8 protein-coding genes are annotated in these 13449 nt (G+C 43.6%); all 8 read left to right on the top strand.

Going from position 1 to position 13449, the window contains the following annotated elements; genetic code table 11:
* Positions 1–148: 148 nt before the first annotated feature.
* The 8 genes from RS891_RS17345 to RS891_RS17310 all read left to right on the top strand — a co-directional run bounded on the left by RS891_RS17345 (position 149) and on the right by RS891_RS17310 (position 13448).
* Positions 149–4630 carry an NPCBM/NEW2 domain-containing protein gene (locus RS891_RS17345; protein WP_315792591.1) on the top strand — a complete coding sequence of 1494 codons (4482 nt, stop codon included), beginning with the start codon at positions 149–151 and terminating at the stop codon, positions 4628–4630.
* A gap of 173 nt (positions 4631–4803) precedes the next feature.
* Entirely contained in the window at positions 4804–4971 is a 168-nt protein-coding gene (locus RS891_RS17340) for a hypothetical protein (RefSeq protein WP_397386847.1), read from the top strand.
* Between the two features lie 185 nt (positions 4972–5156).
* On the top strand, positions 5157–6674 hold the full coding sequence (locus RS891_RS17335; RefSeq protein ID WP_315792589.1) for a spore germination protein: 1518 nt from the start codon (positions 5157–5159) through the stop codon (positions 6672–6674).
* 36 nt (positions 6675–6710) lie between these two features.
* Positions 6711–7829, top strand: a complete 1119-nt coding sequence (locus RS891_RS17330; RefSeq protein WP_315792587.1) for a GerAB/ArcD/ProY family transporter — start codon at positions 6711–6713, stop codon at positions 7827–7829.
* On the top strand, positions 7826–9019 hold the full coding sequence (locus RS891_RS17325) for a Ger(x)C family spore germination protein (protein WP_315792586.1): 1194 nt from the start codon (positions 7826–7828) through the stop codon (positions 9017–9019). The genes RS891_RS17330 and RS891_RS17325 overlap by 4 nt, the downstream gene beginning before the upstream one ends.
* Positions 9020–9063: 44 nt before the next feature.
* On the top strand, positions 9064–9282 hold the full coding sequence (locus RS891_RS17320) for a hypothetical protein (protein WP_315792584.1): 219 nt from the start codon (positions 9064–9066) through the stop codon (positions 9280–9282).
* A 167-nt stretch (positions 9283–9449) separates the two neighbouring features.
* Positions 9450–11783: a glycoside hydrolase family 95 protein gene (locus RS891_RS17315; RefSeq protein ID WP_315792583.1), complete on the top strand. Its 2334-nt coding sequence runs from the start codon at positions 9450–9452 to the stop codon at positions 11781–11783.
* Between the two features lie 183 nt (positions 11784–11966).
* Positions 11967–13448: a spore germination protein gene (locus RS891_RS17310; protein ID WP_397386846.1), complete on the top strand. Its 1482-nt coding sequence runs from the start codon at positions 11967–11969 to the stop codon at positions 13446–13448.
* Position 13449 lies beyond the last annotated feature (1 nt).

The following is a 13449-nucleotide window of genomic DNA, read 5'->3' as shown; positions in this document are numbered from 1 at the left end:
TACGATGCTTTTTGTTATTTGAAGTTTATAAAAGGTGAAGATTTCATCTTTTAATATCTTCGCGTGATAAAACTACTCTTAAGGGTAGTTTTTTTTGCGCTATTTTAGGTCAGTTGTCATAACTATCATTCATCAGGAGGAAACAATCATGAAAAAAATGCTTGCAATCGCTACATCTGCAGCACTACTCGTTACCCTGTCAAGTGAAGCAGGGTATGCTGCAGCAAGTCAACCATCCAGTGTTTCTAATGCTACTGTCACAAACAAGGCAGGGGATCGCGGCACTATTGTACCGACTGTGGCATTCGTTAAACCGTTTGATTTATACGGAAAAGACATTTTAAATGCTTATAATGATGTCTTTAAAATGAACACTACTCATATTAAGTCAATCACTAATAATGGGGGGAACTACTCAAGTTCTACCATAAATAAGGCGATTGATGGAGAACTAAATACACACTGGGAAACAGGTAAACCCAATTCTTCAACTTTTACAAATGAGGTCGTATTTCTATTGGATGAAGCGACTACATTGGATAGAATTGTGTATGCTGCTAGACAAACTGGAGCTAAAGGAAAAGGATTCGCTCAAGAGTTTGAGATTTACAGTTCTATGACGGATGCAGGTGATGATTTTACGTTAGTAACCTCGGGGGAGTATAAAGGTTCAACAGGTGACGTCGTTGAAATGAAATTTGCGCCAACAGCATTTAAGCGAATCAAGTTTGTCTTCAAGAAGGCAAATCAAGACTGGGCGAGTGCGGCGGAGTTTGCTTTTTATAAAAAAGATGCTGTGTCGGATAAGATGAACAAACTATTTACGGATAATACATATAGTCAGGTTAGCGGGGAGTTTAACACAGTAGAGAAAATAACTTCTTTGGAAAATGAGGCAGTTGCTCATCCTTTATATTCTCAGTTTAAAGCTCAGCTTGATTTAGCCCAAAAGATCGTGAGCGGTGAACTACAGACCGAAGGGTTAATCATTACTGCTGAACAACATGGCGATATGAAGAAGCATGCACAGCAAAACTTAAGATTTAGTATGGGCACCAATAACCAGCCTACCGGACTTATAGCCATGCCGGGCGATACGATCAACGTATATGTAGATGTCAGTTCTACTGATCAAGTACCTTCATTAATCTTTTCGCAGCAAGAAGGCGCTTGGAATAGCTGGGCAAAAGGGGTGCAATTGCGACCTGGAAAAAATACGATCGTGGTACCTGAGAATCCTACAACCAGCGCATACGCGCATGATGTAACGAAAGGTGGACCAATCTACATCGTTAACCCTTATACATCGGAAGAGCAAGGGCAAGCGCCTCGTATCCGTTTTGAAGGTGCGGAACGATTCCCGATGATGACGCAAGACACAGATCCGGCCGAATTTAAAGCCTTATTGAACGATTATAAACAAAGATTAGACGCAGATAAAACAGCCCATCCCAACGTAAAAGACCGTGAAATGATTGACGTGGTTGAAATGGTGAGCAATCGTATTATTTTCACAGGTACCACTACACAAGCCTACAATGCGTTTATTACAAAGAACCAAAATCCTCTAGATACTTTAACGGGTTATGATGTATGGATTAATCGATTATTTGATTACTTTGGTCTGGATGGCCGCAATGTTAATCATGACCCTAAGCTTATTCGAGAGAATATTAGATTAATGCAACCGTATGGTGCAATGTATGCAGCAGGTGACCATACCGGAATTCAGGCTGAGACCGTAGCTTTGATGCTGGAGGATTTCAGTAAGGTATATCCTGGTTGGGGTTTATCACACGAAATCGGACACCGCATGGCTGTAGGAGAACGGGAGTACGGTGAGGTTAGCAATAACATGTTACCCATGTTGTTGTCCGTAGAGCGTAATTCCATAGATACACGCATCCCATTCGAATCTGATATTTATAAATATGTTATCCAAGAAAATAAAGTAGCAATGGAACAGCAAGGTCTTTTTGCGAGACTCGGCGCATTTTGGCAATTGGAATTGGCCCATCCTGGGTACTGGGCGCAGTTAAATAGTCTATATCGAGATCGTAAAGTATCTCTTCCTAATGGCGAGAGCTCCAGACAACAATATTTAGTAGAATTCTCTTCAGAAGTATTAGGTCAGGATTTGAGCAGCTTTTTTGCTAGACACGGTTTTACAGTCAATCCCGAGACAAAATTGAAGGTAAGTAAATATCCGGCGTCCAATAAGTTGTGGTATTTAAATAATTCGGTTGTCTCTTATGAAGGAACTGGAATGGCTACAAAAAATGTTCCTATCCACGTCAATATCAGCTCGAATGAAGCAGTGAAAACGAATACGTTAACCTTTAATATGGATAAAGCATACAAGGAAGATTTTCTGGGTTATGAAATATACCGGGACAATGTCTTGGTTGGATTTACGGCTAAAAATCAATTTATAGACAACAATATCGATGGGACGCAAAACTATACCTATAGAATCGTTGGTTATGACAAAAGATTGAACACCCTAAGTCCGGTAGAGGTTAAAGCATTCAAACCAACGCTATCGGTTGAAGAGCATATTACACTCAAGCTGAACCAGGCTTTTAATCCGATTAACTACGTTAGTGCGACGAATTATCAAGGTCAAGATATTGTGAATACTGTTACTGTAAAATCGAATAACGTGGATATCACGACAAAAGGAAATTATGAGGTTGTCTATGAAATCAAGAATGAAGGGGCTACCGAAACCAAGACTGCACATGTCACTGTAACCAGTGATTATGTGTATGCTTCGGATCTGGATACAGCATCAGCTACGGTTGGCTGGAGCTCCTTGCGAAAGGATTTGGCACCATCAAGCAGCGGAATCACTTTAATAAGACAAGGTCTACCTGCAGCGTATGCTAAGGGATTAGGTGTTCATGCCAATTCTGAAATTGTATATAACATTGAAGGCAAAGGCTATGACTATTTTGAAAGTTATATCGGCATCGATCAAGCAATGAAAGGCAATGCAGCTTCCTCTGCAACGTTTGAAATTTACGTTGATGGGGAACGGAAATTTAGCAGTGATGTGTTCAAATCGAGTACAGAACATGAATTTATACAGATCTCTGTCACAGGCGCAAGAGAAATTAAGCTCGTAACAACCGATGCGAATCATAATGGAAATACAGCGGATCACACGGTCTGGGCAGATGCCAAGTTCCTTGTATTAAATAGTGTGCCAACACTTACGATACCAAAATCGATATCGACTAAAGTAGGACATACCCTCCCAATCATTGAACTTTATACTGCCGTGGATGCTGAGGATGGGGATTTAACTTCTAATGTCGTGGTTTCTGGAAGAGAACAAGTGAACTTCAATAGAGTTGGGAAATATCCCATTACCTATACCGTAACGGATAGCGATGGAAATACAGTTACGGGAACTCGTACGATTGCAGTAGTTAACATGGAAGATTACAAGTATTTGACCGATTATGATTGGACTTCTACAAAAAATAGTTATACTGCTCCGCATAAGGATATTTCAATCAGTAATCATGCTTTGAGATTAACGGATGAGAATAATCGTGAAGTAATCTATGACAGGGGCATTGGAGCGCATTCGAACTCTACAATTGTGTATGATTTAAACGATAAGGATTATAATTACTTCACGTCATATGTGGGTGTAGATCGGCAGATGTATGGTTCTGTTGGTTCGGTAAGCTTTGAGGTTTATGTGGACGGGGAGAAGAAATTCGACAGTGGCATGATGAACTCCAAAGATCCTCAAAAATTCATTGATGTAGACATTAACGAAGCGAAAGAGCTTAAATTAGTTGTAACCGACGGCGGAAATGGCAATGGATCTGATCATGCCACATGGGGAGATACAAAGCTACATTTTGTCAACACGGATAAACTGTTTACTGGAGATCTGGAACACGCCGTAACAGAGGCTGAAGCGATTAATCTTAATGGGTACACAGAGGAGAGTGCTACGGCGCTCACCGCTAGCTTATCCGCCGCCGAGGCGGCCTTGGTTAATAAGGAAGTTACGCAAGATGAAGTGGATACAGTACTAGCAGCATTACGGACAGCAATGGCTGGATTAACCGAAGTTGATTTAACTGCGCCGATTGTCATACAAGATGATTATTTAAGAGATTCTATTAAGACAACATTAGGAATAGCGGGAGATCTAACCCATGGCGATATCCTGAAGTTGAAATCACTTAATAGTAAATCTGGAAGAATTGAATCCCTAGATGGGTTGCAGTACGCAAATAACCTAGTGACGTTAGATATCACGGGCAATGCAATTACGGATTTCTCTCCATTAAAAGGGTTAACCAAACTCAATCAATTGATAGCAAACCCTCAAATCGTCCAAGTAGGAGAGCTGAAGGGCTCCGTCATTGAAATTACTAATCTGGTTACAGGGATAGATGGTAATAAAGTGATCCCCTATTCAGCAAGTGTTAGAAACAACAAAACGTTTAAAGAGACCCTGGTAGATGTGAGCAACTGGCAGCAGACTCCTGAGAAGTTTACTGTAGATATATCTAATGAAGAAAAAGGATACTATACATTGAACTTGGCGTATGAGGTTGAAGGTAATCTTATCGGACTGATCTATTTGATTAATAATTATTAGACTGTGAAAGGGTTCCAGAAAAACCGCTGCGTTAGCGGTTTTCTCTATTTCTATTTTAACGGTACAGGTTCTCCTTCAAAATGGATATTTCTGACGGGAAAGAAGAAACATTCTTTACTGTTCATTCTAAAAGGATAAGATAAGCAAGCCGGATTGAACCACATCGACTCGTTATGGCGCCTATGACACGAAGTCGAGTACATGAAAATGGAACGCCTGGAGAGCTGGCTGCACTTTATTACGCTCAGCGTGCCACCATGGAACTCCTGATTACGGAAGGTACACAACCTTCTGGTGATGGACAAAAAGGCGTTAAAAAAAGTGTCGACGGGTCACTCTGAGGGTAAAGTGATTCTGTCATTCTAAAAGTAATAAAGAATAGCCCCTGTTAACGCAGGGGCTATTTTGTTTTCATAGGTCTTTCATTAAGATATGGTTAGCCTTTCGTATAAATCTTTCTTGTGGAGCGCAGAATATCGTTATCTATGAGAATTCGTATTCAGAGTAACCACAGGGAGGAAGCAGAATGAGTTCACAAATAATCAAGGGACAGGATGAACCGTTAACCGGACATGTTTCTGTGGACGAAGCTGCGTTACGCTCCATTTTTTCGGGTTGCTCCGATATTATTTTTCATTCGTTTCAAACGGCCTTGGGCACTTCCGCCCTCTGTATCTACTGCCTCGGACTCTGTGATACAGAACGACTTGAGCGCCAAGTGCTCGCTCCATTACAAGAAACCGGTAAATATGTTACCCCAGTAAATGAATTAAATTTCTTCGGTAACGATTCCGTTCAACCTCAGGAAGGGCTTCAATACTTTTCCTTTGGACATATAGACAAACGTATTAAACTTCCGCCGACCCAAGTTCCGCTCTCCTCCATCCAGAATGTGCACACTGTCGGTCAGGCGGTAGAGTCCATATTGGATGGTCAAGCTTTGCTGATTCTGGAAGGAGAAGCTTTGGCCACCGTATATCCCCTCTACAAAGCAGCTAATCGAACGCCGGAGGAGCCGGCGGCGGAATCAACGGTTCGTGGTTCCCGTGACGGATTCACGGAATCGTTAGCGACTAATCTCTCTTTACTGCGAAAACGGGTGAAGACATCAGACCTTAAGCTGAGGGCGCTTACCATTGGAGAGTACACAAGTACCAATGTTGCACTTGCTTATATGGAAGGGATTATTGATCCGAAGCTGGTCAAAGAGGTAGAGTCACGCCTGAGTCAGTTAAAGATTAAGGATGTATTAGAGAGTCAGTACATTGAGGAGGGCATCATTGACCAGCATTATTCCCCTTTTCCCCAGATGATTGCGACAGAACGACCGGACGTGGTTGCCTCCAATCTATTGGAAGGCCGCTTCGCCCTGCTGGTTGACGGGACCCCTTTCAGTCTGATCGCACCTGTAACGATTTTTTCCATGCTGCAATCTCCAGAGGATTATTATCAAAATATGTTTATGGCTGTATTTGTTCGCTGGCTCCGGTATTTCTTTTATGTGCTGTCGCTTTTACTACCATCCGCTTATGTTGCCATAACAACTTTTCATCAGGAAATGATTCCAACGGTATTAATGTTGAGCATCGCCCGGGCAAGGGAGGAGATCCCTTTTCCCGCATTAGTGGAAGCACTCATTATGGAAATCGCCTTTGAAGCACTGCGCGAGGCAGGTGTGCGATTGCCCAAACAGGTAGGGTCAGCCGTTAGTATCGTAGGCGCTTTAATTATCGGTCAGGCTGCTACAACTGCTGGCATCGTATCAGCTCCCATGATTATCATCGTGGCAATTACGGGGATAGCCTCCTTCATGATCCCCCGTTATGCGGCCAGCATTGCAACCCGGCTGTTACGATTCCCGATGATGTTGCTGGCCGGGACATTAGGACTTATAGGTGTGATGCTTGGTGTCATTCTCATTGTCATTCACTTAAGCAGTCTGCGATCATTCGGCACGCCATACCTGTCTCCCGTGGCCCCTACGTTCAGCCGAAAGCTGAAGGATGTGTGGTGGCGTCCGATGCCTTGGAGCAAGCAGAAATAAATGCAATTAACTTCAAGAAACAGGGGGTCTTATCTTATGTTAACGGATAAAGGAAAAATATCCGTCACTCAACTGGCGTTCTTGATGTTTCCTGCCATACTTGCTACAGCGATACTGTCGGTTCCGGGCATTACGATGCATTACGCAGGGCATGACATGTGGATGTCCCCGTTTTTGGGCTCAATGGTTGGAATGCTCGCCATTGGCATATCTTTGGGGTTGGATCGTATGTATCCAGGGAAGACACTGATTCAATCAAGCCTGCTAATTCTGGGGCGCTGGCCGGGCAAGATCGTTGGCCTACTCTATTTGACTTTTCTTCCTCATCTGACCGGACTGATCATTCGGGAATATGGTGAATTTATTGTATATAACGCACTTCCCCGGACACCGATGTTTGTGGTGATGGGAACGATGGTAGTTGTATGTGCCATTAATGTCCGTTTGGGAATTGAGGTGGTTGGACGAACCTCCCAAGTGTTTGTAACGTTGTTTATTGTCTTGCTGGCTCTCATCTTTGTTCTGCTCATTGGTGAGCTTCACCCTGCCGAGTTTTTTCCTTTTATGGAGAAAGGGTTTGTACCTATACTGAAAGGCGCACTTGCACCTGCTGCCTGGTTTAGCGAATATATTGTATTGGCCTTTTTGCTTCCGTATGTAAACAGAAGGAAAGGGATAGGCAGAACGATGCTTGGTTCTCTCATTTTCACAACTACAGCTATGACCGTAACCAATCTGTTTTGCCTTTTTCTGATTGGAGATTTGACGGACACCTTCGTATTTCCAGTACTGATTGCTGCACGTTATATTACTATAGCGGATTTCCTGCAGCATATTGAAGCCATTATTATTGCAATATGGATTTTCGGGATTTTTATTAAGATTTCCGTCTTCCTTTACATTTTTGCGACATCTATGGCAGAGTGGCTCGGTCTGAAAGACTATAAACCGCTCGTATCTCCACTGTCTTTCCTGTGCATGGTGTATGCATATTGGATCGTTACTAATGGTGGCGGAGGGATTGCAAGTTTAGTCAGTGCTTCGGCCAACGTCTACACCATGATGTTCCTCTTGGTAATCCCGGGTCTGATATACATGGCTGCACTTTTGAAGAAGATCTGGAAGCCTGGAAGTAAGGATGGAGCTCGCAAATGAAAAAACATCGACTATGGATAGAAAGAGTTGGATTGATCTCAATGTTGTGCAGCTTACTGTTGACTGGCTGTTGGGACCGGACAGAGATTAACGATTTGGCAATTGTTCTGGCTACCGGCGTTGACTATGTTGACGAGAAGGTACAACTGACGGCTCAAATCTTTATTCCTCGCAAGGGAAGCGGGGGAGCAGAGAGTGGTAGCAGTGGAACAAGTGCAAGTGGTGTGACGATGACTCGCACAGCGGAAGGGCAGACCATCGCTGAAGCATTAAATCGCCTGCAAAGGAAGGTCGCTCGCAACATGTTCTGGGGGCATTGCGAGGTCATTGTTATTAGTGAGCAGGCAGGTAAAAACGGAATTCGTGAATATATCGATTTTTTACTCCGTTATCCTCAGTTCAGGGAGCATGCATATGTTTTTTCCAGCAGTGAGGCTGCAAAGGATGTGCTTGCCATTCTTGATCCTCTGGAGAGAAGCTCGGCAGAATCATTACGTGAAATGGCGAACATGAAGTTGGGCACGCGTGTGACTGTTCTACAATTGGCACAATCCATTGAAGGTCCATCCCGATCCGCCATTTTATCCCGAATGCTGATTCTGCCAACAGAACCAGGGCAAGACAGGCTTGCGACCACACCCTATCTCAAAGGATTAAGCTTGTATAAGAACGATACATATGTCAAAACGGTTCAAGAGCCTCTTAGCCTTGGGGTTCTGCTCCTCTCCAACGAATTGGACAACATTATTATGCCTGTTGAGGTAAAACCTTCAAAAGGATCATTTTCCATCCGTGCGGTCGATGTCAAAACCGTTCTGGTTCCACATATTCGGAATCAAGAATGGACTATGGAGATTCATATTCATTCCAAAGGTGAAGTGGTATTAAATACAACGGATGATGATTTGACAGACCCTTCCAAAATGGCCAAGCTTCAGCAGGCCTGGACGGATCGACTGAAAGAATTAGCGGAGAAGGCACTGCAGATGTCACAGAAGGAGTTGAAAAGCGATTTTTTTAAATTCGCTACACAGTTTCGCAGATATTACCCGCATCAATGGACAATACATCAGCAAGAATGGGAGAAAATATACTCTGAAATGAACGTGAATATTGACGTGAAAGTAGCTATTGTCAGTACAGGCAAATCCATTGGACCTCAAGGAATACCGGAGCAAAGTGCATATTAGCGGTGCCGTATTTAAATCCTAAAACTTAAGGGAGGGGTGAATGAGTGAGATTGGCATCGGTACTTGGCATCATGTTACTCGCCTCAGGTATCATATATGGCGAATGGCTCAGCACCAAACAAAAAAGAGCAAGAGTGCCTGTCGCGGGAATTACGGTTGCAGCGGTATTTCTTGCTATTGTAATACTTTTCTTGCCCAACGTTCCCGGTCCCACTCAGGTAATCAAGCTGATATTTGGAAAGGTTGACAAACTGATGAAATGAGATTCAGTTAATGAAATACTTTAATAGGTTAGAATCGTGAATGTTCAAGGTTAGTATTATTCATTTATTTACTTCCAGAGCTGACGTAGAATGAAACAGCATAACCCAACGAAACAAACCTGAAATGCGCATCGCTTGGGAATACTGAATGCTTTGGAGGCTATAACATGAATACCGATAAAATCTGGTTCGACCGCTCGGCTGAAACCTGGGAGGAAGCATTGCCAATCGGAAACGGAACACTCGGGGGAATGGTTTTTGGCAAGGAGCAGATTGAGAGAATCCAGTTAAATGAGGATAGTCTGTGGTACGGGGGGCCAATGGACCGAAATAACCCGCACGCTCTTCAGCATTTAAATGAGATTAGAAACCTTATATTAGAAGGGCAAATCAGCGCAGCAGAGGAGCTGGCTTCTGTGGCTCTGATCGGTGTGCCTGACGGGCAGCGTCACTATGAGCCCTTGGGTGATTTGTATATTGAAATGAAGCATCCTCAGGAAGAGATCAGCAGCTACCTTCGACATCTGGATCTTCATCGAGGCACGGTACATGTTGAATATATATCGGGACAGACCACATATCGCCGTGAGTATTTTTCCAGTTTTCCGGATCAGGTTCTGGCGGTGCGTCTGCAATCAAACGAGCCTGGAAAACTATCCTTTTCTACGTTGTTTGGCAGGGGGACCGTACTTGAGCCGACCCCCTGGTCCGATATTCTTAAACATCCGGTAGGCTTTCAGGCATACCTGGATCGGATTGAACATCGGGGAACAGACGGTTTAATCATTCGCGGCAGAAGTGGCGGGGAAGATGGCATTCGTTTCTGTTGCGCGATCCGGGTGATCGCGGAGGGAGGGCAGCTCCATTGTGCCGGCGGCAGCATTTCATTAGAGCATGGAGATGCAGCTACCCTTCTGGTATCTGCTTGTACTGATTTCAGAATACCTGCGAACCAGATGGAAGTAGAATGTATGCGAAGAATTCAATCAGCATCAGCCAGGCCTTACATTGAATTGGTTGCCAATCATGTCTCGGACTACTGTGCTTTATTCAACAGAGTAGAATTGAATCTGGACAGTGAAGATAACAACGACATGTGGTCCTTGCTGCCGACGGATCAACGACTGGAACGACTTCAATCCGGAGGGCATGACCCGCAGCTTATGAGTCTGTACTTTCAGTTTGGTCGTTATTTGCTCATTGCGAGCAGCCGCCCGGGTTCATTGCCAGCCAACCTCCAGGGGATGTGGAGCAAGGACATGCTTCCGATCTGGGACAGTAAATATACCATTAACATTAATACACAGATGAATTATTGGCTTGCCGAAAGCTGCAACCTTTCTGAATGCCACATGCCCTTGTTTGATTTTATCGAGAGAATACACCTGAGAGGAACGGAAACGGCAGAAAAAATGTATGGTTGCAGAGGATTCATGGCACATCACAATTCCGATATTTGGGCAGATACAGCTCCTCAGGATGTATGCGTGACTTCCACGTTTTGGACTATGGGGGCGGCATGGCTGTCTTTGCATTTATGGGATCATTATGATTACACAAAAGATATACACTTTCTGGAGAAGGTTTACGGAACGATAAAAGACGCTGCTTTATTTCTTCTCGATTTTCTAATTGAAGATCCTGACGGAAATCTGGTCATATGCCCATCGTCCTCACCGGAGAACCGGTACATGTTGAGTAATGGTGAATCCGGGGCTTTATGTTATGGGGCTTCCATGGACAACCAAATCGTAAGGGAGCTGTTTATGCGTTGTATTGACTGTACTCGTATTTTGCAAACGGATCAGGCATTCGCGGAATCTTTAATCAGGGCAATGGCCCAAATACCGAAGCCTGCTATTGGAAAACATGGCCAGATTCAGGAGTGGAGTATTGATTATGATGAATTGGAACCGGGTCACAGACACATCTCCCATTTATTCGCTCTCCACCCGGGATCACAGATCACGTTGCAATCAACTCCCAAATTAGCCAGAGCCGCCCGGGTTACTTTGGACCGAAGGCTAAAGCACGGCGGGGGACATACCGGATGGAGCAGGGCATGGATTCTCAACATGTGTGCCCGACTGGAAGAGCCTGAACTGGCCTACAATCATATGTTTGAACTTTTGCGCTCCTCCACTTTACCGAATCTCTTCTGCAATCATCCCCCGTTTCAAATTGATGGGAATTTCGGCGGAACGGCAGGCATCGCAGAGATGCTTCTTCAGAGCCATGGGGGTGAAATTCGCCTGCTTCCTGCTTTACCCGCTGTCTGGTCCAAAGGTTCGTTTCGGGGTTTGCGGGCACGCGGGGGATTCGAGGTGGATCTGGCATGGGAGGAAGGACAGCTTGTTCAAGTGGAAATCCGTTCCGTGGAGCAAACAGATGTGATCGTATCCTATCGGGATCAGAACATAAGCTTAAGCTTTCCGAACCCTGATTATCTTATTAAATTAGATGAAAATCAGATGGGTAAGCTAAGAGGAGTAAAACGATAATGGAGGAACAGGGAAGTATAAATGAACTGAAATTGAAATGAAAACTTCCGAAGTTGGACCTTGAGTTGCTTGACGTGCTCAAGGTCATTTTTTTGTGTTCATACGAACATATCATTATTTATCCTATGAATAAATCCTTTTACTAACGCAAATAATTTTTGGAGTTAGTAAAGGAGGATCAGTATGGATAGCAGTGAAAATTCTCAAGACACGCAACCGGTGGAGACCCCGTTTTCATCCAATCTGGATGCCAACATTGCTTTTATTCGGAAGGAATTGGGGTATAGCAGTGATCTGATTGTTAGAGAATTGAAAACAAATGAGCAGGCTGATTTGTATGCATGTCTGATATACATTGATGGATTAACGGATACCCAGGATATCCATGAAAGTATTTTGAAGACACTGAACACTAAAGGTTTTTCCAAACAACGAAATTCCAACGCTGACTTATTCTCTTTAGTGAAAAATGCGATTGGCACACAAGAGATTACTCATTTAAATGAAGTCTTTTCTTCCATGTTTAACGGGAATACACTCATTCTGTTGGATGGGCATAACTCCGCCATTGTAGCTGATACACCAGGAGGGGATCAACGAAGTATATCTCCGCCTGAAGAACAGGTGGTTCTACGGGGACCACGGGATTCTTTTACCGAGAGTTTAATTACGAATACAGCCCTGATCAGAAGGAAAATAAAAAGTAAAGACTTATGGATCAAGACCAAAACAATAGGTTCCGTCTCTCAAACAAGCACGTCAATCGTTTACATAAAAGGGCTGGCTAGTGATGAAGTTATACAAGAACTGGAATCAAAGCTGGATCAGATCCAAATCAAAGGTGTTTTGGATAGCGGAATCATAGAGCAATTCATTGAGGAAAATCCATTCTCTCCCTTTCCCACAATTTATAACACGGAGAGACCAGATATTATTGCAGCGGGTTTAATGGAAGGTAGAGTAGCGATAATCGTTGAGGGCTCTCCTTTTGTGTTATTGGTTCCCGCTGTCTTTATTCAATTTATTCAAGCACCAGAAGACTATTATCAACGTACCGATTATGGCCTGTTGCGGCTATTACGGATTTTCTCTTTTTTCATAGCATTAATTGGTCCCTCCTTGTATATTGCACTGACCACATTTCATCAAGAGATCATTCCCACTGAACTCTTCATCAGTATTACGGCAGGAAGACAAGGCGTTCCGTTTCCCACGCTGATTGAAGCGATTATTATGGAAGGTACATTTGAAATTTTGCGAGAAGCTGGTCTTCGAATGCCCAAAGCGGTAGGTCAAGCCGTTTCTATCGTTGGTGCTCTTGTCATTGGCCAAGCTGCCGTTGAAGCAGGAATTATCTCACCTAGCATGGTTATTGTTGTTTCCATTACCGCAATCTCCTCTTTTGTTTTGCCAGCTTACAATATGGGCATATCTGTTCGGATTTTACGTTTTCCTCTCATGTTGATGAGTGCTTCGTTCGGATTATTTGGCATCTTTATAGGCCTGGCTTTACTGATCATTCACCTTTGCAGTTTATATTCCTTTGGAACCCCCTATTTATCACCATTATCCCCCTTTAAGCTTGCCGATCAACGAGACACGCTCATTCGGGTTCCGCTTTATGGATTGCTTTTGCGCGGGGTATACAAAAAAAGAAACGAATAGG

The sequence above is a fragment of the Paenibacillus sp. BIC5C1 genome (assembly GCF_032399705.1).
In the GTDB taxonomy this organism is placed as follows: Bacteria; Bacillota; Bacilli; order Paenibacillales; family Paenibacillaceae; genus Paenibacillus; species Paenibacillus taichungensis_A.
Note: the sequence above shows the minus strand (reverse complement) of the source record. Positions and strands in the feature narration are given on the sequence as shown.

Coding starts and splice junctions, on each gene's coding strand:
- RS891_RS17340 (WP_397386847.1), top strand. CDS start 4,804: ATGGCGCCTATGACACGAAGTCGAGTACATGAAAATGGAACGCCTGGA.
- RS891_RS17325 (WP_315792586.1), top strand. CDS start 7,826: ATGAAAAAACATCGACTATGGATAGAAAGAGTTGGATTGATCTCAATG.
- RS891_RS17330 (WP_315792587.1), top strand. CDS start 6,711: ATGTTAACGGATAAAGGAAAAATATCCGTCACTCAACTGGCGTTCTTG.
- RS891_RS17310 (WP_397386846.1), top strand. CDS start 11,967: ATGGATAGCAGTGAAAATTCTCAAGACACGCAACCGGTGGAGACCCCG.
- RS891_RS17345 (WP_315792591.1), top strand. CDS start 149: ATGAAAAAAATGCTTGCAATCGCTACATCTGCAGCACTACTCGTTACC.
- RS891_RS17335 (WP_315792589.1), top strand. CDS start 5,157: ATGAGTTCACAAATAATCAAGGGACAGGATGAACCGTTAACCGGACAT.
- RS891_RS17315 (WP_315792583.1), top strand. CDS start 9,450: ATGAATACCGATAAAATCTGGTTCGACCGCTCGGCTGAAACCTGGGAG.